The following is a 23,486-nucleotide window of genomic DNA, read 5'->3' on the forward strand; positions in this document are numbered from 1 at the left end:
AAAGTGCCACTATTCACTTGTAATTGTACCACTTTTCAGCGAGCAAAGTGGCAATATATGCTTATAATCTTACCTTCTTTGCAGTGCCATCTGACATCTTCACAATGTAAACCTTGCCACTCTCGGGATGCAGGATGCGGCGCCCATCGAGCGTGAAGTAAGCCACGGGCACGGACTGACGGACAGCAGGAGCGATGCTTGTCGTTTCTTCTGATGTCATGCGTGAGGCATAGCTGCTCTCCACACGACAGTTCAGCAGGATGTTGTCAAACTGCACCTGGCCAGCATATCGGTTGGTGTTGTAGAGGATGCTGCCCACCTTGACAAACGATGTGCCTATGGTGTACTTGGTTCCATCGACATAGAGGAAGGTGCCTGCCTGCGAAGAACGCAGCGAAACGTGGTGGTTGATGGTCGGAGCCGTCTCTGACTTGAAGTAAGTGCCCTTGGTCACCGCATAGTGACCCACAACCGTACCGTTCACAACGATGTCGCCCGTCGTGGCGCCAGTGAAGGCACGGAAGGTGACAATGGCGCCATTGCTCTGGTTGCGGAGAATGATTTCGCCAGCGCGATCGGCATTACTGCCAATGATCGACGTCTGAGCAAAGTCGAAACTAAACTCATAAACGGTGGTGTTGGCATACTCGCTGATGGCGGGAATGGTGTAGGTAGCCGAGGTGCCGTTGTTGGCATCGAGCACGCTCTTCAGCCAAATGCACTTCGAACCACTGGCGCCATTCGACTGCTGGACAGCGGTCAGACGTCCGGGCAGGGCGATGGTCCAGTTGTCTTGCCAGTTGGTGCCCTCAAAGTTTTGCTCCAACACGTCGAGATAGGTGGCTCCATCAATCTGATAGGTGGCATCGATGGCGGTGCCCACGTGCAGGTAATAGCTCTTGTTGGCCTGGTTGAAGAACACCGTGCCGAAGTGACCGCCGACCTGTGCGGTGCATTCAACTTTCACGTCGAGCAGGCTGGCAGAACCGGTTGCCATGCCCTGGAGTGTGCCCAACAGATAGTCGCCATCGGCCAATGCACCCGTAGAGCGGATGTCGATGACGGGCATCAGGTACTGTGGTCCGTACTGCCAGTTCTGCTTACGCACAAAGAGGGTGCCAATGTTCAGGCGGTCGCCGTTGGCATTGCCACTGCCCTTGACGTCGAACACCAGTCGTGAGCCCTCCTTGATAGTGAGGTTGCCTACAGTCATGTGGGCATAGCCGTTGTCGTTGACGTAGGGAGTGGTCTTCTGTTGGCTGGTGATATAGAGCGCAGAACCATACTCCATAGCAATGGATTGGTACTGACTTTCGACTGCAGCGAGGTCGGAACCGAAGAACAACTCGGTGAAGCGGTTGGCCCACACATCGCTGTTGGTGATGCTACCATTACAGATGAGGGCTCCCTGCCAGACGTCGGTCTTGCCAGAATGCGTATGCGTGGTATAGGGTAGATGGGCTGCCGACGAGCCTTGCTTACAGAGATTGGTGGTACCTGAAAGGCCATTGCCAGTGAGACGGATGCGGTCCCACGTATGCTTGGTTTCGAGATACTGCACGCGGTCGCCACCCTCGATGGTGGTTCGCGAGTTCAGGAAGAGCGTGGCGGGCTTGGCACCTGCATTGATATTTACGGTGTACTGAGAGCCATTGCCGTCGGGCCACACAAACACGTCGCGTCCATTAAGGGCGGTGGTGATTGACCCATTGTTGCCAATGCCAGTGCGTCCAGTCCATGTCAGGGCGGGAGGTGCCTGTGTGAGACCTTCCAGTTCGCCCACGAAGAAGCTGGGATGAGGTGGCTGGTTGTAACCTTCGGTCTGCCACACCATGGCCTGACGATACTGATGGTCGTACCATAGCGACTGCATGCGGTGCTCGGTCGGGGTGACGGTGGTATAGACGCGGATGAAACGGTTGTCTGACGAGCGCATCACCAGCTCTTCGCGCCAGTCGCCCAGAATGTCGCCAGTGGCGCAAGGGTTCTTCTTAGTGCCATTGATACAAGCGGTAGCATAGGAGCCATGATTGGTGTCGAAGATGCGCTGGCCCAGCTTATCGATATAGAGATAGCTCTCATTTGAGCCAGGTCCATTGATGGTCTCTGACAGGAGGTCGCCGTCCCAATAGATGCGGAAGTTCAGAGCCATGGGGTATGGCGTCTGTGCATTCCAGTTGTTGGCCATGCCACTGATGTAAACAGGCGATGTCGGGTTGGGCTGAACATAGCTCAGAGGGATGATGCCAGAGGCTGTTGAGGCGCCGATACCACCAGGATACTGGTTGGTGAAGTTGCCAGCCATGGCGCGTCCATCGTCGGCACTACCAGGTGTGCGGGCGTAGATCTCGCAGGTGGTGGCATTGCGGAAGTTGTTGCAGGGGCGGTCTTCATTGCATGCGAAAGTCTCAAGACCACGACGGAAGGGGTCGAGATCACCGGTATGAGCCGCATCTCCATGTCCGAGTCCGGTAGAAGAGCAGCCGTGCAGCGAGTTGTCGGCAGTATGGAAGTCGAGCACCATAGAGCCATAGATAATCTCGTCGCTGCCATCTTCATCGACATCGGCAATAGAGAAGTTGTGGTTGCCCTGTCCGTTCCAGCCGCTATTGTTATAGCTGTGCCAGGTGTTGCCCACCTTATATAATTTATTAGTGCTCTTGTTAACGCGATAGGTGCAAGCATCAATCTTGGTGTAGATGCCACGTCCCAGGAAGATATAGGGGTTTACGCCATCCATATAGGGAGCGCCCATGAAGTACTTGCTGGAACGATGGCCATAGGAATCGCCCCAGTCAGAAGCATTGCCACGCGGCAATGGATAGGCAATGACGTCGTAGGTGCGCCCCGTGCGACCATTTATATACATCAGCCATTCCTCGCCAGCATTGGAGAAGGTCATGTTGGCAGTGTGGGTAATGCCGTTGCGGATGTTTTCATTGACATTGCCAATGGTCTCTGTGGTGCCGTCGGCATGGTGGATAACGGTGTTGGCACCACCACGATAGAGCACCTCGCAGGCGCCATCCTCGTTCCAGTCGAAGGCCACAGCATCCCACTGCTCGTCGGCACCATAACAGATGTTGGGTCCACAGTCAATCCACCACAGGCGTCCGTAGTTAATGCTGGAGGCATAGACCTCGATCTGGCAGTACATCTGGTAGTTGTTTGCCGGGAACAGATTGTCTTGATCCGTCTGGTTTTTACGCTTCACGATGAAGTCAACCTTGCCGTCGCCATCCACATCGCCCAGCGATATGTCGTTGATGACGTAGTTGGCCATCGCCGTAGAGGGGTTGTTTTGTTTCCACACCGTCACACCACTACGTGCCTGGACATTGGAAACGGGAATCTCAAAATACTGGTTCTGCCAAGGTGTGACGGCGGCGCACGGTGCCCCCTCCACCCCATTGCGAACAGCAGCAACGGTATATTGGCTCGAGGTGCTGCCACCGGCATCGGCATAGTTGGAGGCATAGAGGTTCTGGGCTATCAGCGCACCGTTGCGATACAGCTTGTAAGTCACGCCATAGTACTCGTCTGCCTGAACACGCCAACTGACAAACACGCCCTGCGACACCTTGACGGCAACCAAACCGCGATCCAACAGGTCGGTCTTACGTTGTGCAGAAGCATTGGGCACGAATAGAAACGAAAGGATAGCCAACAGAGCTATGCTTCCATACCTGCATAGGTACTTTGATAAATGTTCCATTGTTTTAATGAAGTTAGATAGTTTTAAAATAGTTTATAGTTAGTAAAAATATAGCAATGGTTAGGTGATGCAAAAATAATAATTAATTGTTATCAGCACAATTATTTCGACCAAAAAGAGCTCTTCGCAAACATTTATTAACATAAAAAGAGGCAGGAAAACGATGCTTCCTGCCTCCTAAGACCTATTATAATTGCCTGTTATTAGATGAGTGTCATGCCCATTTCCTTGCACTGCTGCCGCATATCGTCGGGCCAGATGCTGGCCTGAATCTCGCCGATATGTCCTTTGTGCAGAAGCACCATGCAGAGTCGGCTCTGACCGATACCGCCTCCGATTGAAAGCGGCAACTTGTCGTTGAGCAATTGCTGATGGAAATAGAGCTGCTTGCGCTCTTCTTTGTTCTCAATCTTCAGCTGACGAAGCAATGACTCCTTGTCAACACGTATGCCCATCGACGACAATTCGAACGAACGTCCCAGCACGGGATACCAGATAAGGATGTCTCCATTCAGTCCCTGGCGACCATCCTCGGCAATGGTGCTCCAGTCATCATAGTCGGGGGCACGTCCGTCGTGCTTCTCACCGTTAGACAACTTACTGCCTATGCCGATGATAAACACAGCGCCGTATTTCTGGCAGATGGCATCCTCGCGCTCCTTAGGCGTCATGTCGGGGAACATCTGCAAAAGTTCTTCAGCATGGATGAAATGAATCGTCTCGGGGAGGAAGGGCTTCAGCTGGGGATAGGTCTCGCAGGTCAGGTACTCGGTGCGGCGGATAGCTGCATAGATACGCTCTACGATGTTCTTCAGGAAAGCCAGCGTGCGATCTTCCTGACGGATAGATGCCTCCCAGTCCCACTGGTCAACATAGAGGGAATGCAGATTATCGAGTTCCTCGTCGGCACGGATAGCATTCATGTCTGTATAGATGCCATAGCCCGGTTCGATATGGTATTCTGCCAAGGTAAGACGTTTCCACTTAGCCAGAGAATGAACAACCTCAGCCTTAGCATCGCCCAAATCCTTGATAGGAAACGTCACAGCGCGCTCCACTCCGTTCAGGTCATCATTAATACCCAGTCCCTTTAAAACAAACAAAGGGGCGGTGACACGACGCAAACGCAACTCGGTAGAGAGGTTAGCCTGAAAAAACTCTTTTATCAACTTAATGCCTTGCTCCGTCTGTCTCATGTCGAGCAACGACTGATAGGCGATGGGTTTGATGACTTGACTCATATCCTCATGGTTTATTAATTCGGGCGCAAAGTTAATAATAAAATATTAAACTGCAAACAATCACACCCGAAATATTTTCAAATAGTCAGTAAGAAACGCGTTTTAGTAACTAATTGCAGTTAAAAACATTAATTAAGGGTAAACAATACACTTTTCGTTCAATTTGTTTGGTGGTTAGATACATTCTTCGTAACTTTGCACCCAAACCAAAATGAAATTACTAACATTAATCCATTAAAACTCAATGAAAAAAGTATTACTACTGCTTTTCATGACCGTATTTGCCATGACTGGCAATGTCTGGGCTCAAAGAACTACAGACAAGTTGGACCGTGGACTGGTGGCTGTTCCTTCGGGAAGTGGCACATTCGTCAGTTGGCGCATCTTTGCCGAGGAGTATTACGACACAGAGTACAACCTGTATCGCGACAACACCAAGATTGCTGGGCCACTAAAAGTATCTAACTATGTGGACAAAGACGGCAAAGACGGGGCCACCTATCAGGTGGCTGCCGTGGTACGCGGTGAGGAACAGGCTAAATGCGAAGCTGTGAATCGCCTGAAACAGCAATACATACAGTTTGCTGTGAAAAACGTGAAGGATCGTCAGGGCAACGACATCACGGCTGACTACACTATCAACGACATCGCTTTGGCCGACGTTGACGGCGACGGCATGAGCGAATTCATCATGAAACGCAACTACAAAGATGCCAGTTCGGTGAATGCTCCTGCATATAATCTGCTGGAATGTTACAACATCAAGGGCGACCGTCTGTGGTATATCGATCTCGGACCAAACATGGTGTCGGGACCAGACGAACAGTACGACGCCGTGGGCTACGACTGGGACGGTGACGGCAAGGCAGAGATCCTGTTGCGTGGTGCCGACAACATGATTATCTATCACGCTGACGGAACAACGACCAACATTGGCAACATGAGTGTGAACACACGCAACACCGTGAATCAAACTGCCAACATGACCTACACCAACACAGGAGCAGAGTACCTGCTCTACCTGAACGGTGCAACCGGCAAGCCTTATGCAATAGGCAACGACGGGGCGCTCTGGATGGATTATCCCCTACCCCGCAATGGTGTTGATAGCTGGGGCGACGGCTATGGTCACCGCTCTACGAAGCACTACTTCGGTGCACCCTTTCTGGACGGACGCCATCCGTTCATCTTCCTGGGGCGTGGTTGCTACACACGCCACATGATGAAGGCATTCAGCGTAGATCCTGCCACGCACAAACTGACACAATACTGGTCGTGGGAAGACAATAATGGCTGGGGCAGCCCATACTACGGGCAAGGTTTCCACAACTTTGGCATTGCCGATGTTGACTGGGACGGTCGCGATGAGATTTGTTTTGGCTCTATGGTCATCGACGATAATGGTCAAGGACTTTCTACCACAGGGCTGGGACACGGCGATGCACAGCACTGTTCTGACTTCGACCCCTATCGTCACGGACAGGAAATCTTCACCTGCAACGAGGACCATCCTGCCATGAACTATCGCGATGGTACGACGTCGAAGATTTACTATCGCCTGGAATCGACCAGCGACGACGGACGAGCGCTGTGCGGCAACTTCTCTAACGACTTCCCCGGTGCTATTGGTAAGTCGAGCCAGTCGGGTGTTGTCTCGTGTGTATCCGACAAGGTGCTGCCTAATGGTCCTGCTGGATTCACGCTCAACTTCCGCATCTACTGGGATGGCGACCTGCTGGAAGAAGGACTCGACGGTGCCTCTTCGCGCGAAGGTGCGGCCATGGTGGTAAAGGCTGATGGCACACGTGTATTCACGGCAGACGGCACAGCCAACTGTAACTGGACGAAAAACACGCCATCAGCCACAGGCGACGTGCTGGGCGACTGGCGTGAAGAGATCATCGCACGTACCGCAGATAACAAATATGTACGCGTGTACACTACTAATATAGCGACCCCATGGCGCAACTATACGTTGTGGCACGACCACCAGTATCGTCAGGGCATGGTGTGGGAGTCTATCGGTTACAACCAGCCTCCTCATGCCAGCTACTTCCTTGGCGAGATGGAAGGCATCACCATGGCGCCGCCACCACTGACCATGACCGACCGTACGGAGGTTGCCAACGGTGGCACAATCTCTACTGCTTTGGACGACAAGCATGTGATTGTGTGCGAGACCAACGACATGACTGTCAACGTTGCCGAAGGTGCAAAACCTTACATGGTGACCTTCAACATCCCCTCATGGGTACAGGGCACCAACAGTACGGCCACTAACGGTAACGCACGCATCATCTACACCTACTACACCTGCGACGTGAAGGGTGCTGCTTTCACTGGAGACATGCGACTGGTGAAACAAGGCGATGGTATTTTGAGCCTTCCTAAAGTGGACATGACCTATACTGGCGAGACCAACATTTGGGCTGGTACGGTGAACTTCGACGGTTCGTTGCTAAACTCACCGGTGTGGATGAACCGCTTTGCCGAACTCAACAGCAACGAGGGTCGCTTCCGCAGCATCAAGATGGACTATGACTCTAAGCTGTATCCTGGCAGAAAGGGCAACATTGGTTCAATTACTACCGATTCGCTATTAATGGGCTTTGGCTCGCGCGTGGTCTTCGATTTGAAAAGCGACTTTACGGCTGACCAGATTAATGTTGAGCTGTTGACCATCGAGAAGAAGAACTGGCAGTATGGTCCAAAGTACATGGTGCCGGTGTTCCAGTTCAACAACCTGAATGCCAGCGAAGAACTGGGCGAAGGTAAATACTTGCTGGGACAGGTAAAAACCTTGAAGGGCCAATTGGCGAACATCAAACTGGAAGGACTGAGTAACAAGAAGAAGAACTACCTGTCTATAGAGGAAGAGAAGCTCTACCTCGTCATTGAGAATCAGCGCGATGCCAGCCAGATTTTCTGGACAGGTGCAAAGTCAAGCACATGGGACCTCGGCATCAGCGAGAACTTTGCCGATGCTGAAGGTGAAGGCATGATCTTCGTAACAGGCGACCAGGTGACTTTCGACAATAATGGCAAGTATAGCTCTATCAATATTGCCAACGATGTGGAGACTAGCGACATCGTGGTTAACACGACAAAGGACATCACATTTACTGGAACAGGAAGTATCGTGGGCAACAGCCGACTGGTGAAGCAGGGTTCTGGCAAGCTGACCATCAACACGGAAAACACCTATAAGGGCGGTAACCGCATCTCGGAAGGTGTGGTCAGCGTTTCTTCACTAGCCAACACCAACCAGTCTAAGGGCAACCTGGGTGCTGTCACAAGCAATAGCGACCTGTTCATCATTGAGAATGGTGCCGAGCTGAACACCACGGCAGCCGTGAACAATGGCTCTCCCATCAAGTTCATGGGTGAAGAGGGTGGCGTCATCAACAATGCGCACGACTTTATCGCAGCAAGCTATATGACGGGTACGAAACTGACCAAAAAGGGCAATGGCTGGCTGAAACTGAACACGAACAATTCGTCGTTGGAACGACTGGTCATCGCAGGCGGTACGGTGCAGTGCATCAATGCCTCTACACCTGCAAAAACTGTAGAATTCCAGGGCGGACGACTGGACGAGAACACCGGTACCAGTTATAACATCTATATTCCTAAAGACAAGTCAGGTACTTGGAACACAGTGAATGATGCTACTTATAACAATACCATTACCGGTGAAGGTACACTGACGGTATCATGTCCTGTACGCAAGGGTGGCTCTAGTCCTAACTACTGGTATGCCACACGTACTCACCTGGCATTGAGACTTAATAATTTTGCTGGCATACTGAAGGTTACCAGCAATGGCGACCCAGGCGGACGAGTCACACTGGACACCAGCAACGGCATGCCTAACGGCACGCTGAATATCCCCAGCGGTGTTGTGGTGCTGAACTCTGGAAGAACGTTACGCATCGGTAAGGTGGTAGGCAACGGTTCACTGGGTGGTATCAGTGACTTCGGCAGCGGTGCCAACGGTACAAACACCTGGGAGGTAGGTAACGATGAAAACTGGAGCACCAACGTGGTGGTGACCGCTAACTCGCAGTTGATTAAAGTGGGTACTGGCAAGGTGACATGGAATGCGGCCTGTACACACACAGGGGCTACCTATGTCAACGAGGGCGAAATTGGCGTCAGCAATAGCACAAGCTTGGGAACGGGTGCCCTCACCGTGAAAGAGGCAGGTACTCTCTCTGGCAACAACACGGCAGACAACTCGTTGAAGAATGCTTCGTACACCATCCACGGAACACTGAAGTCTGGTGCATTTAACGGTTCTACAACGGGTACGCTTTACTTTGGTTCTAAGAATGTCAACATGAGCGCCACCAGCACTCTCATTGTCAATGCAGCGGCTTGCGCTACAGACACCTATAATGGTTGCTCGTTCATTGGCGGCATCAACGCATTAACCATGAACGGTACCATCGTGGTGACGCCATCGAAATCCAACACGCTGAAGCCCGGCGACTATATCCGACTGTGGAAAGCCAACAGCTTCAGCGGCACACCAAAGGTGTTGAACACCAATGGCATCACATGGGACGACAGTCGCATCAGCGAGGGTATTCTCATTGTGAAGGATGTGGATACCGCCATCGGTTCGGTCGTTTCTGAGAACAAGCCTCAGAACATCTACGACACAACAGGCCGACTGGTACGTCAGCAGGCTACCACACTGGAAGGACTGAAACCCGGCATTTACGTCATTCGTGGACGTAAACAAGTGGTACGATAAAAGGACAGTGGCACTTTCACGATGCGAAAGTGCCACTGTTACATTATAAAAGAGAATGTGACAGATACAGTGACCCCCGAAGGTTTTTTCTAACTTTCGGGGGTCATTGTATATTTAACACGACCTTTTTTTCCTATACCATAAAACAGATCGTTTACTTTATTCTTTTACTCCGCCTTTACTTCAGAAGCAGCTTTCTTGACTGCAGTCTTCTTCGGTGCTGCTTTCTTGACAGGGGCAGACTTCTTTGCTGCAGGTGCCTTTTTAGCTGGAGCGGGCTTCTTTGCCGCAGGCTTTTCTGCCTCGACAGGCTGCAGCTTTGCAAGTTTAGCCTTCAGACGCTCAATCTCAATATCCTTCATTTCAATCTCATCACCCTGATTTTTTATGGTGGTGAGTAGCGAGTTAAGCTGTTCATTGTCAATCTCCTCAGGATACAGCGCATTGACACGATTGATAAAATCGCCCAAGATATTCATGTAATTGGTAAAGGCATCAAACGGACCACTGTAAATGCCACGATCCAAGCCCACGTTAGAAGGCTTAGTGGTCATAAAGCGGAAGTTGTTGCTGGCTTGCAGGTAGTCCCAGTCTTGGTTAAGACGGGGATCATTGGCAATGAGCAAACGGTCGGCCACACTGTACAACTTGTTGAAAGCTTCGTGCTGCATAGCGTTTCCCAACCAACAGCTGACGTCACGCTCTTCATCAACCCACGACAGCGTATCGGGCACATCAAGCGCACCCACACTCTTGGTCTTCAGACATATCTCTGTGGGGGTGGAGAAAGTGATGCCCTTGGCCTTAGCACATACTGGCAGTGCTTTCATAAACTCCAAGATATTTGAACTCAACGGCTGAGCAATGCCTAGTGCCGACAACTCCATGAAGATATTGATGAACTGCTCATCTTCTGGCAGGCGGGCGATGCGATCGATATAGGCATCAGCAAAGAGGGGATAGCCCTCCCACTCGGCATTATTGAAACGCAAAGAGATATCATCACTAAACTCAACATCGCGCAACAACAGCTTCAGCGATGGAGCCATGTTACAATTATAAATATAATGTGGCGACTTCCATCCCAACACATGCTTTGCGCCCTCAGTCAGCATGCCCTTGAAGCCCATGCTGGCTACCTGAGCACCGATCTCGTCACTATAGATGAGCGAAGAGTTGCGGAACACTGTAGGTTTCTTGCCAAAGAGTTCCTCAATCTTCTTGCACTGCTTCTGCACATCGCGAATGAAGGCCTCGGTATTGGCCAGCGACGACAGACCGTGGCTATAAGGCTCGGCCAAGAACTCGACACAACCGGTTTCGTTCAGCTCCTGCAACTTCTCTATAACCTGAGGAGCATGGAACTCCAACTGCTCGATACCCGTTCCAGAGAGTGAGAAAGCCACCTTGAAGTACTTGCCGTTGTCCTTGATCATCTGCAACAGAGCATTCAAGGCTGGCATATAGCTGCGCTCAGCAATATCGCTGATGCTACGCTCATTCTCGTAGTCATCGTAGTAATAATGATCTGTACCAATATCGAAGAAACGGTAACGCTTCAGATGAATAATCTGATGTATCTCAAAATATAAACAAATTGTTTTCATAATTTAAACCCCCTCTCTTATCCCCCCGAGGGAGGAAGACCATGCAGGGAGCATTGGGTCTTTGAATTTAGTAAATGAATCTAACTACTCCTCCCCTCGGGGAGGCCGGGAGGGGGTCACTCCCACCCTAAAGTGCGTCTGTAGAGTGTGCGAATCCACTTGCCTACTTTATCCCAGGTGATCTGATCAACCTCTTTCTTTCCTTCCTCTTTCAGATAGTTGAACAGCGACTCGTTGACGCAAATTGAATAGATGGAGTCGGCTAAAGCATGCACATCCCAGTAGTCCACCTTGATACAGTTGTTAAGAATCTCGGCACATCCCGATTGCTTCGAAATGATGGAAGGTGTGCCGCATTGCATCGCTTCAAGTGGTGAGATGCCAAAAGGTTCACTGACCGAAGGCATCACATAGACATCTGAGGCTTTCAAACATTCGTAAACCTGTTTGCCACGCATAAAGCCGGGGAAGTGGAAGCGGTCTGCTATGCCACGTTCGGCAGCCAAATAAATCATAGCATCCATCATATCTCCAGAGCCAGCCATACAGAAACGTACGTTGCGGGTGCGATGCAACACCATGTTGGCAGCCTCAACAAAATACTCCGGCCCCTTCTGCATGGTGATTCGTCCCAGGAATGTCACCACTTTCTCCTTGCCAGTATGATCCTCACGTGGAATATCCTGGTATTCCTGTGGCAGAGGATAAACAGCATTGTGCACTGTGAAGCACTTGCGCGGATCCTGATGATACTGGTTGATGACTGTCTGGCGGGTTAGTTCCGACACGCACATAATGCAGTCGGCATTGTCCATGCCGTTCTTCTCAATAGAATAGACGGTGGGGTTCACCTTGCCACGGCTGCGGTCAAAGTCGGTGGCATGCACATGAATACAGAGCGGCTTGCCACTGACTTGCTTGGCATGAATGCCAGCAGGGAACGTCAGCCAGTCGTGAGCGTGGATAATATCGAAATCCTCTGTTCGAGCCACCACACCAGCAATGATAGAATAGTTATTGATTTCCTCGTGCAGATTGCCCGGATAGCCACCAGCGAACTCCATTGCACCGAGGTCATTGACATGCATGTAATTGAAGTCAGCATAGATATGTTCGCGAAGACGGAAATAGTAGTCAGGATCCATAATGTTGCCCACACGACTCTTCACATAGTCATAGTTCACATCACGATAAGCAATAGGCACCGCATTCATCGCCACAATGCGACAAGCATGCTGACTTTCATCTCCGAAAGGATGCGGCAGACAGAGCACCGTCTCTATATCGCCCTGAGCTTTCAGACCTTCAGATATACCGTAATTTGCAGTGGCAAGTCCACCAAATACATGAGGAGGATACTCCCATCCAAACATTAATACTTTCATTGTCGTTCCTCCTTATTTATTTTTGATAACTATACTTCTCCAACAATTTCATGGTGCGCAGAATCTCTGCCACATTAATGGCAAACGACATGGCGCCACGTCCATGGAATGGAGGATTACCATCGAAAAGCTCAGAGATTGTGCCAATGGCATGATAGTCCATCTCATCCTCGTATCCCACCATCATTCGCTCAATAAACGAAAGGCGCGTACGCTTGTAGAGCTTCAGGCTGGCTTCCATATAGAAGCCGCCAAGCCACGGCCATGCAGTTCCTTGATGGTAGGCATAATCGCGCTGTGTCTGTGGTCCAACATACATGGGATTATAGCCTCCGCTCTTTGGCGACAACGAACGCAGACCTTTGGGGGTCAGCAGTTCGCGGGTACAGATATCGACAACGCTCTTCATCTGTTGTTGAGATAGTGGCGAATAGTCGAGTGCCACGGCAAAAATCTGATTAGGACGGACGCTCCAGTCCATGTTGGTTCCATCGACATAGTCAAGCAGATAACCATACTCGTTAACAAAAGTATCGACGAATGACTGCTTACACTTTGCCGCAATATCTTCCAACATAGCTGCACCCTTGGGGTCGTTATGTTCTGCAGCCATTGATGCGCAGAATTTCAACGCATTATACCATAAGGCATTGAACTCTACGATGTATCCAGAACGAGGAACAACAGGATGGCCATTGGCGGTAGAGTTCATCCAAGTCACCGCTTTGTCGCGACCATCGGAATAAACAAGACCATTGTCATCCAGACGCAGATTAGGATGTTTGCCGTTCTTAATATATTTTACGATATCGTTCAGCAACTTGCCATAAAGTTCAAAACAGCGATCACGTCCTACATATTTGGCATATTGCTGAATGGCCCACACAGCCCACAACATGACGTCGGGCTGGTCTATCTCGTAGATTTGCACAGAAAGAGGTTTCCCCTCCATAAACTCGTAAAGTCCGCGCTCGGCCGTTTTCATCACCAATTCAAAATAGTCGTTTTCGCCAATAGAAAGCGTCAGACCTGGCAGCGCAATAAACGTATCGCGGCCACGAGCCTTGAACCAAGGATAGCCTGCAAGCAAATAGCGGTCATCGTTGGGCTTACGATTATGAAACTGATGGGCTGCTGCTACCAGACAATGATAGAAGTTGTCGCGAGGTGTACGCAAAGTCAACTCGTCCTGAAACAACTTTTTCAAGCTACTGGTTTTAATACTTGAGGTAGAAGCGGCAAAGATAATGCTTTCGCCCTTCTTGATAGGCACCTCAAAATAGCCGGGCACGTAGAGGTCTTCGTTTGAAGCATAGCCACGCTCCTGCTCTTTAGGATATTCAATGCCACGATACCAGTCGGGCTGGAACACAAATTCGCACTTCTTATTGAACTGCATGTATAGGTCTGGATAGCCCGCATACATACATGTTCTGATTCCATTCTCCACCTCATGATACTCCCGACTTGCCACAGAGTTCTCGTGGGTGAACTGACGAACGGAACGAAATGCCAGGAAGGGACGGAAGCGCAACGTGGTAGCCGAGTGTGCATCCTCAAGAGTATATCGAATCAAAATGCGGTCTTCGTATGCTTGAAAGATGCTCTCACGCTTCAGGATAACACCACCCACACGGTAAGTCGTCGTAGGAATCACGCTGGCATCAAACTCTCGAATGTACTTATGTCCTTTAGGGCTGTAGTTGTTGCCCTGATACTTGTGGAGTCCCAAGTTAAACTCCGCGCCGTGTTGTATCACCGTACAATCGAGCGATGACAGAAGAACATGGTTCTCATCATCGAGCTCAGGCACTGGGACAACCAACAGTCCATGGTATTTTCGCGTATTGCAGTCCACCAGCGTAGAACTGCTATAGGCACCAGAACGGTTTGTACGGAGTAATTCGCGACGAAGACTTTCCTCCAAGTTTGTCATCACGGCCTTCTCAAATCGTAAATAACTCATAGTTCCTATTTATTTAAGGGTTTTTTGATCGTATCTTCAGTTTTAGATTTTGATTTCCCAAAAGTACACATTTTTTGTGTCACGGCAAAAAAAAAGCCTGATTATTTTGCTTTTTAGTGAAAAAAAACGCCTTTTTTATCATCCAGTGTTTGACAATTATATAAAAATACGTACCTTTGTCCACCGAAAACATCATGTAAAACTTAGATTTTATTTAGGAAGCGAATGACAGACGACAAGATTGAAATAGCCAAATCAATATCAAACATTTGGTTTTTCATGACAGCCCAACAACAAGACATGTTTTTGGAACACATGGAAATAGAACACTACATGGAGACAGAAGTCATATTCCATGAAGGCGACACAGCCACACATACTTTCTATGTTTATCAAGGACGTGTAAAGAACGAAATGCTTGGTCTTGACAACAAGCAGCACGTCATCAGCATGGCGCCTGCTGGCCATATCTTTGCCAGTCAGTCACCTTTCGGTAGAAGTGTGTATAACTGTACAGCCATAGCAACCGAAGACTCGGTCATTGCCAAAGTGCCCAACGATATCGTTTATCATCTGGTAGAGTCCAATCCTCAGATAGCCTTGATGTATATTCGTGCTTTCTCAGAACGCATCGACACATTGATTCGCCGCATTCAGAATTTACAAAGAAAGCACATACGCGGAAAGATGGCAGACATGCTGCTTTTCCTTAAAGACAAATGCGGATATGAGGCCGATGGCAAGACGCTCAATGCCCACCCCAGCCGAAAAGAGATTGCCAACGCTGCCTACATGGACATCAGCAATGCCATTCGCACGCTATCGGCATTTGCTAAAGAGGGAGTCATTGCTCTAGACGGAAGACGTTATACCATTCTCGACGAAAAGAAGTTGCTGTGGATTTCTCAAAAAGAGTAACTCCACCACAGTCAATCAGGTATCAGGAAATTAATCTTCTCTGGGAGCACATGAATAGAAAAAGATTCGGCTGGCGACTCCCATAGTCGGCCGTCTATGCCAATTCGGATTTTCTTTGCCTCATCTACGTTCAATTTTCTGGCACGATAGGGATGCACACTACGATGGTTCAGCAATCGTCCTGTGACTAACAGCCAAAGACCATTCAGAAGCTGTTTGACACTAGAATTATACACAACCGACACATCCAGCATTCCACTATAAGGCACAGCATTAGGTGTTTGTCCGTAGCCAAGAGCATTTCCGACGCAAACGGTCATCACCTTACGGTCTATGATTTCTGAGTTTATATCAATACGCATCTTATAGTCGTGGCGATGGAATATCATTACCACCAGAGAAGACAAGAAAGCCAGTTTGACGGAGCCTAACATCTGACGAGCCTGACGACGCAAGTTCATAATGTCAGCTATCAATCCCATGTTGACACAATTCAGGAAATACAGACAGGTATCATGTCCTTCTTCATCTTTAAACGTGATACATCCCAAGTCCACCTTTCTCACACGTTGCTTCAACAACCATTCTACAGATTGCGCGTCTTCACGTTCAGTAAATCCCCAAAAGCGAGCGAAGTCGTTCAACAAGCCATTAGGTATAACGCCGAGAGAGATTCGGTTGCGCACCTCTTCATCCTCACGCATCAGGCAGTTCACCGCATCATTCAATGCAGAGTCTCCGCCCACGATGATAATCGTCTTATAACCATTGCGAATCAACATTGTCATCAGACGCTCCACACTGTCAGCGGCTTCGCTCTGCACCATATCATAGAGCACACCACGACTATCCAGCTCCTGCTGAATACGCATCCAATGCTGACGATGACGCCCCAACCCCTTTTTAGGGCAATAAAGAATACCCCATCTCTCTACTTCTGCCATATCTCGATTATCTTATTAACTTTCGCTTCCATCGGTAGTGTTGCATCAATCCAATGAATATGCATGCCTCGTCTCTCCATACCTCGGAACCAGGTCATCTGACGTTTTGCAAACTGATGGATAGCAATCTCCAGTTGTCGGAACATCTCATCGTAGGTCAATTTCCCGATGACGTACTCCGTCAAGTATTTATACTCCAGACCATAATAAATAAGATCTTCAGGCTGAACACCGTCTGCTATCAGACCGCGCACCTCATCAACCATACCTTCAGCCAGTCTGGCCTTCAGCCGTCGGGTTATCTTTTCACGGCGCAAATCTCGGTCAATGTTTACACCAATGAGCAGCGTTCCCTCTCCTATTCCGTCCGAAGAATCATTATCCTCGCGCGAATTCTGAGCCTGCTGACTACCATACTCTATCTCTATAGCTCTGATGGCTCGCTGCGCTGTATCAACATCAGTCGTGTTATGCATCACAGAGCCATTCTTTGCTTTGAGCTCCTTGAGCATTTGTGTCAATTCCTCAAGGCTTTTTCCTTCAAGACGAGCACGCAATTCAGGATTCTGAGGTACGGACGACAACTGGTAGTTCTTCAGCACAGCCTCTATATAAAGGCCAGTGCCGCCACATAGAATCGGTGTTCTACCTCGTTCAAGAATATCCTGATAAGCCCGAAGGAAGTCCTGCTGATACTGAAAGAGATTATATTTCGTTCCGGGTTCACAGATGTCAATCAGATGATAAGGCACGTCCTCGTATTCCACCAGGTCCTTACCTGTGCCTAAATCCATTTTGCGATACACCTGACGCGAGTCGGCAGAGATTATCTCACCGTCCACTCGTTTTGCCACAGCCACAGCCAAAGGCGTCTTCCCGCTGGCCGTAGGTCCAAGTATGGTTATCATCTGTTTCATATCTATTGCAAAAGTACGAAATAATATCTAATCTGAGCACTTTATCCAGAAAAAGTTTGTACCTTTGTACACGTTATGGATAACAAGCAACCACTTTATGCACATCTGTCGATGTTTGCTGCATGTGCCATCTGGGGACTGATGGCACCATTGGGAAAAGACGCCATGAACAACGGGCTTGATGGTCCATCAATGGTGATGATTCGCGTGATGGGCGGTGCAGTCCTGTTCTGGATAGCTTCGCTTTTCACGACATACGAGCCAGTTCCATGGAAACACGTATTCACCTTTGCCGGCGCTGCTGTCTTTGGCATCGTGTGCAACCAGTGCGGTTTCACCATTGGGTTGTCGTACACCTCACCCATCAATGCCAGTATCGTCACCACGTCTATGCCCATTTTTGCCATGCTATTGGCTGCTCTTATCCTTAAAGAGCCGCTTACCAGCAAGAAAGTGCTCGGTGTCTTAATGGGATGTAGCGGTGCATTGATGCTCATTCTCACATCAGCTACTCATGCCAGCGACAAGGTGGGCGACATCCGTGGCGATCTTTGTTGCTTGGGAGCCCAGTTTTCTTATGCGCTCTATCTGTCGGTCTTCAACAAGTTCATCAAGCAGTACAGCATCTTCACCGTCAACAAATGGATGTTTCTTTGGGCCACCATCATCCTCATGCCCATAGTCGGCCCACACACACTCACAATGATCAGCAACGAACTGTCCACCAAGACACTTCTTGAAACTGGCTACGTTGTCTTCTTTGGCACCTTTGTAGGCTACATTCTGATCATCAAAGCCCAGAAAGTGCTGCGTCCCACAGTTGTTTCCGTCTATAACTACGTGCAACCAATTGTTGCCGTAGCCGTCAGTGTCATGACCGGAATCGGCATCATGAAGTGGAGCCATGCGCTCGCCATTATTCTGGTAGTCAGCGGTGTCACACTTGTGACCAAGTCTAAGAGTCGTCGCGACATAGAAGGCAAATAGCCTCCAGATATTTCTGATCAATACTATCAAAGGTATTCAAGTGTTCGCTATCAATGTCGAGCACAGCAATCACACGCTCGGGATCTGTCTTAGAGAAGATGGGGACCACAATCTCTGAACGCGAAGCACTGCTACAGGCAATATGTCCAGGGAACTCCTCCACATCAGGCACCACAATAGTTTGGCGCTGCTTCCAAGCCGTACCGCAGACACCTTTTCCATAACCTATATGCATACAGGCCACTGGTCCCTGAAAAGGACCAAGCACCAACTCGTCATTCTTCACGCGATAGAACCCAGTCCACCAAAAATTCATCTCCTGATGAAGCACCGCTGCCACATTGCTCATAATCGCGATTTGGTCGCTCTCGCCTTCCACCAAAGCACGCACCTGATTTAGCAACAACTGATACCTTTCTTCTTTTTCCATAGTTTCTATTTATAAAACAGCGACAAAGGTACACAAAAAAAGTCGTCCGACAAAATCGAACGACTTTATTTATAACTGATATTGAAATATCTTATTTCAGCTCAGCGAGGTACTTAATGGTGCGAACCATCTGAGAAGTGTAAGAGTTCTCATTGTCGTACCAAGAAACAACCTGTACGAGTGAGTTGCCGTCCTCCATCTTGCTTACCATGGTCTGGTTAGCGTCGAAGAGTGAACCGAACTTCATACCGATGATGTCGCTTGAAACGAGCTTCTCCTCAGTGTAACCGAAGCTCTCGTTGGCAGCAGCCTTCATGGCAGCGTTGATGCTCTCAACAGTTACCTCACCCTTAACAACAGCGTGCAGGATAGTGGTAGAACCAGTTGGAGTTGGAACGCGCTGAGCAGCACCGATCAGCTTACCGTTCAGCTCAGGAATTACGAGACCGATAGCCTTAGCAGCACCTGTTGAGTTAGGAACGATGTTCTGAGCACCAGCACGAGCGCGCTGAACATCACCCTTGCGCTGAGGACCGTCGAGGATCATCTGGTCACCTGTGTAAGCGTGAACAGTTGTCATGATACCGCTCTGGATAGGAGCCAGGTCGTTCAGAGCCTTGGTCATAGGAGCCAAGCAGTTGGTGGTGCAAGAAGCAGCTGAGATAACAGTGTCAGCAGGAGTCAGAGTCTTGTGGTTTACATTGTAAACGATAGTAGGCAGATCGTTACCAGCAGGAGCTGAGATAACAACCTTCTTTGCACCAGCGGTCAGGTGAGCAGAAGCCTTCTCCTTAGATGTGTAGAAACCTGTGCACTCCAGAACAACGTCAACGTCCAGCTTACCCCAAGGGAGCTCAGCAGCGTTAGGAATAGCATAGATAGTGATCTTCTGACCATCAACAACGATGTAATCCTCACCAGCCTCTACAGTGTGCTTGTTCTCACCAATCTTGCCGCAGAAACCACCCTGAGCGGTGTCATACTTCAGCAGGTGTGCAAGCATCTTGGGGCTTGTCAAGTCGTTGATTGCTACTACTTCATAACCTTCAGCCTCAAACATCTGACGGAATGCGAGGCGACCGATACGGCCGAAACCGTTAATAGCTACTTTTGTCATTTTGCTTTAATTATTTAAAGGGTTTAATAATAAAATTCAACCAATTTTGCGTTCAAAAATCATTTTTTCGATGTTCCGAGCGCAAAGTTACGAATTATTTTCCTATATTTGCAACGAAATAAAAGTTTTTTAAGATAAAAGTGAAAATCACAAAGTGAAAAGTGAGGTATATCAAGATGAGAAAGTCGAGATTGCAACGTTCACTTGACAAAAAGGAAACTATAACCACATTATCTATATCGTTAAACTATTAAACAGTAAAACTATGGGATTTATTAAAGAATTCAAAGAATTTGCCATGCGTGGTAATGTGCTTGACATGGCAGTCGGTGTGATCATCGGTGGCGCTTTTGGCAAGATTGTCAGTTCGTTAGTAAATGATATTCTGATGCCTCCCATCGGTTGGTTGATCGGAGGTATCGAGTTTACTGACCTCAAAGTGGAACTGCCCGTAAACCCCTTGATGCAAAATCAGGATGCAGTAACCATCAACTATGGTCAGTTCATACAGACCACACTCGATTTCATCATCGTTGCTTTCTGTATTTTCTTGCTTATCAAGGGTATCAACAAACTTGCAAACCTTAGAAAGAAAGAAGAGGCCGCAGCAGCTCCCGAGCCCCCGAAGGGTCCCACTCAGGAAGAGCTTCTGACCGAGATTCGCGACCTGTTGAAGCAGAAGTAAATCAAGAAATATTCACATTATTTTATATTATAAGGTGGCAATTCTTTGTCACCTTATATATTTTTTATACCTTTGCACCCGTTTTTCAAGGATAATAAGATAAAAGATGAAAACATTAGATTTCCAACCGAAACTTTTTTCGGCTCTTAGAAAGTACAACCGACAAACCTTTATGGCCGATGTGATGGCGGGAGTCATCGTCGGCATTGTGGCATTACCACTGGCCATTGCCTTTGGTATTGCATCTGGTGTATCACCCGAGAAGGGTATTATCACCGCCATCGTTGCAGGTCTCATCATCTCTGCCTTGGGCGGAAGTAAGGTACAGATTGGTGGTCCCACCGGTGCGTTCATCGTCATCGTGGCAGGCATCATCAACCAATATGGCATGCAGGGTCTCACCATCGCCACACTCATGGCAGGTGTCTTCCTCATCGGTTTCGGCCTGTTGCGCCTGGGTACCATCATCAAATACATTCCCTACCCCATCATCGTGGGATTTACCAGCGGTATTGCCGTCACCATCTTTACCACGCAGGTAAAAGACTTGCTTGGCATGCAGATAGACGGACCTGTGCCCAGCGATTTCCTTCTACGTTGGGGCACCTACTTTCAGCATCTTAAGGACATTGACCCCTGGAGTACTGCCGTAGGTCTTATCAGCGTGGCCATCATTGCCACCACCCCACGTTTCAGCAAGCGCATCCCCGGCTCGCTCATTGCCATCATCATCATGACCGTGGCTGTACTGCTGTTGAAGCAGTATGCAGGCATCACCAGCATTGAGACCATTGGCGACCGTTTCAGCATCAACTCACAGTTGCCCGAAGCCGTTGTTCCCGAACTGTCATGGGAAACCATCAAAGGTCTGGTTGCCCCTGCAATGACCATTGCCATATTGGGAGCCATCGAGAGTTTGCTCTCTGCCACCGTGGCTGATGGTGTCATTGGCGACCATCATCATTCCAACACCGAGCTAATTGGCCAGGGTGTGGCCAACATCGTATCGCCCCTCTTTGGCGGTATTCCCGCCACAGGAGCCATTGCCCGCACAATGACCAACATCAACAATGGCGGTCGCACACCCGTTGCCGGCATCATCCATGCCGTTGTGTTGCTGCTCATTTTCCTGTTCCTCATGCCTTTGGCCAAATACATCCCCATGGCATGTCTCGCAGGTGTACTGGTGGTTGTAAGCTATGGCATGAGCGGATGGCGTTCGTTCTCAGCCTTGATGCGCAATCCCAAGAGCGACGTCACCGTACTATTGCTCACCTTCTTCCTCACCATCATCTTCGACCTCACCATTGCCATTGAAGTGGGTCTCATCTGTGCTTGTCTGTTGTTCATGCGTCGCATGAGCGAGACAACCGATGTCAAGGCTATCTGCGATGAGATTGACCTGAACGAGGATGCCGACATGGAGAGTGGCAATCTTGAGCACCTCACCATCCCCCAGGGTGTTGAAGTTTACGAGATTAACGGTCCCTACTTCTTTGGTGCAGGCAATAAGTTCGAAGAACTGATGGGCAACTTTGGTGATCGTCCCAAGGTACGCATCATCCGCATGCGTAAGGTTCCCTTCATAGACTCAACCGGTCTTCACAATCTGGAGAACATGTGCTTGATGAGTCAGCGTGAAGGCATCGCCATCGTTCTGTCAGGTGTCAACGAGAAGGTTGACTCTGTGCTTCGCCGCAATGGTTTCGTTCAGTTGCTTGGCGAAGAAAACATCTGCAACCACATCGACCTGGCTCTGTCAAGAGCTAATGAAATTGTGTCGAAGTAACGACCTAAATCAGGCCGTATAAATGCCATAAGAAAAGTACACAAACAGCACTGGTCTGCTTGTGTACTTTTTTTCTCTTCTTGCGCCATAAACGGCGACTTTAGAAGCTAATTCGATATCGATTTATTACTCGTCAGGCGTTTTATCTTTCTTAGAGAACAGACGGATAATATTCATATTTTAACGCATCTTTGCCCTGACGGCCAGTTCCTGGGCCAAATCCCTCACTCTCTCCCAGTCTGCACGGTCAATAAGCGCTGAAAGTTCGTCCAGGCCAGCTGTGATTGCGTCTTCTATCTGTTTTCCCTGTGGCGTCGTATGGTTGGCTCCATAGCGAATGGTTTCATAGAGCCTGCTCACTTCTTTCTTCGCAGCAGCATCCTTCACCTTGACCTCCAACAGTTGCAAGCGTTGACTCAACTGCATCTTCGAGTCTTGTTCAGCAGCCTGTTCAGCCAATGATTCCCTTGTGGCATCATTAGCAGTCTTGTGTATGCCCAAATTGAAAGCATAGAACAGCAGCACCAGCAGATATACAGACAGGACAATCACCGTATAGTTCTCCGCCAGGAACATCGACCTTCCGACAACCGTCTCAGTCGTCGTATTTACCGTATTTCCTATCGCAGAGCCTATGCTGTCGGTAGCAATGCCAGCCACACTGTCAGGCAGACTCTCCACCACCTTATTCACCGTATCCTGCATGTTGCTTGTCAAACTCTGCGCCGTTTCCTGTGTCCTGCGAAGCACCATGCCATAGCCAATAGCCACGGCACTCAGCACGGTCTGCACACAGAAGTAAGAGAGAGGCAGAAATGTTGTGGTCAGGTGATACACCTCATCGCTATCCTTGCTCACGCGCAACACCGCTATAGACGCCACCACAAAAGAAAACATGGCAAATCCATACGACATCCACTCTACAATGCCTCGTGTCTCGACATCAGTCCAGACAAAGAACAACACATTCAGCACAATGAGCACCAACACCATCAGTGCCACAAAAGTCATTTGATTGATTCTCAT

The 23,486-nt window shown here is 49.1% G+C and carries 15 protein-coding genes; 5 read left to right on the forward strand and 10 right to left on the reverse strand.

Features of this window, described 5'->3' with window-relative positions; all coding sequences use genetic code 11:
• Positions 1–61: 61 nt before the first annotated feature.
• Both L6472_RS10505 and asnA read right to left on the reverse strand, forming a co-directional pair.
• Entirely contained in the window at positions 62–3,715 is a 3,654-nt protein-coding gene (locus L6472_RS10505; protein ID WP_237804870.1) for a hypothetical protein, read from the reverse strand.
• Positions 3,716–3,918: 203 nt separating this feature from the next.
• The gene (asnA, locus tag L6472_RS10510; RefSeq protein ID WP_237804872.1) at positions 3,919–4,956 is read right to left on the reverse strand and encodes an aspartate--ammonia ligase; all 1,038 of its coding nucleotides are present in this window, start codon (positions 4,954–4,956) and stop codon (positions 3,919–3,921) included.
• A gap of 244 nt (positions 4,957–5,200) precedes the next feature.
• Between asnA and L6472_RS10515 the strand changes: the two genes are divergently transcribed.
• Positions 5,201–9,715: an autotransporter-associated beta strand repeat-containing protein gene (locus tag L6472_RS10515; protein ID WP_237804874.1), complete on the forward strand. Its 4,515-nt coding sequence runs from the start codon at positions 5,201–5,203 to the stop codon at positions 9,713–9,715.
• A gap of 167 nt (positions 9,716–9,882) precedes the next feature.
• On the opposite strand, the gene L6472_RS10520 is transcribed toward L6472_RS10515, so the two are convergent.
• The 3 genes from L6472_RS10520 to L6472_RS10530 form a co-directional block, all read right to left on the reverse strand.
• Complete coding sequence (locus L6472_RS10520; RefSeq protein ID WP_237804876.1) at positions 9,883–11,322, reverse strand: glycoside hydrolase family 57 protein; 1,440 nt, start codon at positions 11,320–11,322, stop codon at positions 9,883–9,885.
• Positions 11,323–11,438: 116 nt separating this feature from the next.
• Positions 11,439–12,707 (reverse strand): glycosyltransferase family 4 protein, encoded by a 1,269-nt coding sequence (locus tag L6472_RS10525; RefSeq protein WP_237804878.1) that lies wholly within the window; start codon positions 12,705–12,707, stop codon positions 11,439–11,441.
• Between the two features lie 16 nt (positions 12,708–12,723).
• Positions 12,724–14,673, reverse strand: a complete 1,950-nt coding sequence (locus tag L6472_RS10530) for a glycogen debranching enzyme N-terminal domain-containing protein (protein ID WP_237804880.1) — start codon at positions 14,671–14,673, stop codon at positions 12,724–12,726.
• Positions 14,674–14,898: 225 nt separating this feature from the next.
• On the opposite strand from L6472_RS10530, the gene L6472_RS10535 reads away from it, so the two are divergent.
• Positions 14,899–15,591: a Crp/Fnr family transcriptional regulator gene (locus tag L6472_RS10535; protein ID WP_237804882.1), complete on the forward strand. Its 693-nt coding sequence runs from the start codon at positions 14,899–14,901 to the stop codon at positions 15,589–15,591.
• Between the two features lie 11 nt (positions 15,592–15,602).
• Here the strand turns inward: L6472_RS10535 and L6472_RS10540 are convergent, their stop codons facing one another.
• Together L6472_RS10540 and miaA are read right to left on the reverse strand one after the other, a co-directional pair.
• Positions 15,603–16,535 (reverse strand): diacylglycerol kinase family protein, encoded by a 933-nt coding sequence (locus tag L6472_RS10540; protein WP_237804884.1) that lies wholly within the window; start codon positions 16,533–16,535, stop codon positions 15,603–15,605.
• Entirely contained in the window at positions 16,523–17,452 is a 930-nt protein-coding gene (gene miaA, locus L6472_RS10545; protein WP_237804886.1) for a tRNA (adenosine(37)-N6)-dimethylallyltransferase MiaA, read from the reverse strand. Before miaA ends, L6472_RS10540 begins: the two co-directional genes overlap by 13 nt.
• Before the next feature lie 75 nt (positions 17,453–17,527).
• Here miaA and L6472_RS10550 point away from each other — a divergent pair, with 75 nt between their 5' ends.
• Positions 17,528–18,439: a DMT family transporter gene (locus tag L6472_RS10550; RefSeq protein ID WP_237804888.1), complete on the forward strand. Its 912-nt coding sequence runs from the start codon at positions 17,528–17,530 to the stop codon at positions 18,437–18,439.
• Here the strand turns inward: L6472_RS10550 and L6472_RS10555 are convergent.
• On the reverse strand, positions 18,408–18,869 hold the full coding sequence (locus L6472_RS10555) for a GAF domain-containing protein (RefSeq protein ID WP_237804890.1): 462 nt from the start codon (positions 18,867–18,869) through the stop codon (positions 18,408–18,410). The two genes, L6472_RS10550 and L6472_RS10555, sit on opposite strands and share 32 nt — an antisense overlap.
• A 91-nt stretch (positions 18,870–18,960) precedes the next feature.
• Positions 18,961–19,986, reverse strand: coding sequence for a type I glyceraldehyde-3-phosphate dehydrogenase (gene gap / locus L6472_RS10560; protein ID WP_237804892.1), 1,026 nt, complete (start codon positions 19,984–19,986; stop codon positions 18,961–18,963).
• 265 nt (positions 19,987–20,251) lie between these two features.
• Here gap and mscL point away from each other — a divergent pair, with 265 nt between their 5' ends.
• Complete coding sequence (gene mscL, locus L6472_RS10565) at positions 20,252–20,671, forward strand: large-conductance mechanosensitive channel protein MscL (RefSeq protein WP_237804894.1); 420 nt, start codon at positions 20,252–20,254, stop codon at positions 20,669–20,671.
• A 106-nt stretch (positions 20,672–20,777) separates the two neighbouring features.
• The gene (locus L6472_RS10570) at positions 20,778–22,460 is read left to right on the forward strand and encodes a SulP family inorganic anion transporter (RefSeq protein WP_237804896.1); all 1,683 of its coding nucleotides are present in this window, start codon (positions 20,778–20,780) and stop codon (positions 22,458–22,460) included.
• 180 nt (positions 22,461–22,640) lie between these two features.
• Here L6472_RS10570 and L6472_RS10575 read toward each other — a convergent pair whose 3' ends face one another.
• Entirely contained in the window at positions 22,641–23,486 is an 846-nt protein-coding gene (locus L6472_RS10575) for a hypothetical protein (protein ID WP_237804898.1), read from the reverse strand.

It is taken from the genome of Prevotella sp. E13-17, assembly GCF_022024035.1.
In the GTDB taxonomy this organism is placed as follows: domain Bacteria; phylum Bacteroidota; class Bacteroidia; order Bacteroidales; family Bacteroidaceae; genus Prevotella.

Excerpts from the sequence above, each read along its gene's own strand:
- asnA (WP_237804872.1), bottom strand. The coding sequence starts at position 4,956 with ATGAGTCAAGTCATCAAACCCATCGCCTATCAGTCGTTGCTCGACATG.
- L6472_RS10550 (WP_237804888.1), top strand. The coding sequence starts at position 17,528 with ATGGATAACAAGCAACCACTTTATGCACATCTGTCGATGTTTGCTGCA.
- L6472_RS10530 (WP_237804880.1), bottom strand. The coding sequence starts at position 14,673 with ATGAGTTATTTACGATTTGAGAAGGCCGTGATGACAAACTTGGAGGAA.
- L6472_RS10575 (WP_237804898.1), bottom strand. The coding sequence starts at position 23,486 with ATGAGAATCAATCAAATGACTTTTGTGGCACTGATGGTGTTGGTGCTC.
- miaA (WP_237804886.1), bottom strand. The coding sequence starts at position 17,452 with ATGAAACAGATGATAACCATACTTGGACCTACGGCCAGCGGGAAGACG.
- L6472_RS10505 (WP_237804870.1), bottom strand. The coding sequence starts at position 3,715 with ATGGAACATTTATCAAAGTACCTATGCAGGTATGGAAGCATAGCTCTG.
- gap (WP_237804892.1), bottom strand. The coding sequence starts at position 19,986 with ATGACAAAAGTAGCTATTAACGGTTTCGGCCGTATCGGTCGCCTCGCA.
- L6472_RS10515 (WP_237804874.1), top strand. The coding sequence starts at position 5,201 with ATGAAAAAAGTATTACTACTGCTTTTCATGACCGTATTTGCCATGACT.
- L6472_RS10520 (WP_237804876.1), bottom strand. The coding sequence starts at position 11,322 with ATGAAAACAATTTGTTTATATTTTGAGATACATCAGATTATTCATCTG.
- L6472_RS10535 (WP_237804882.1), top strand. The coding sequence starts at position 14,899 with ATGACAGACGACAAGATTGAAATAGCCAAATCAATATCAAACATTTGG.
- L6472_RS10570 (WP_237804896.1), top strand. The coding sequence starts at position 20,778 with ATGAAAACATTAGATTTCCAACCGAAACTTTTTTCGGCTCTTAGAAAG.
- L6472_RS10555 (WP_237804890.1), bottom strand. The coding sequence starts at position 18,869 with ATGGAAAAAGAAGAAAGGTATCAGTTGTTGCTAAATCAGGTGCGTGCT.
- L6472_RS10540 (WP_237804884.1), bottom strand. The coding sequence starts at position 16,535 with ATGGCAGAAGTAGAGAGATGGGGTATTCTTTATTGCCCTAAAAAGGGG.
- L6472_RS10525 (WP_237804878.1), bottom strand. The coding sequence starts at position 12,707 with ATGAAAGTATTAATGTTTGGATGGGAGTATCCTCCTCATGTATTTGGT.
- mscL (WP_237804894.1), top strand. The coding sequence starts at position 20,252 with ATGGGATTTATTAAAGAATTCAAAGAATTTGCCATGCGTGGTAATGTG.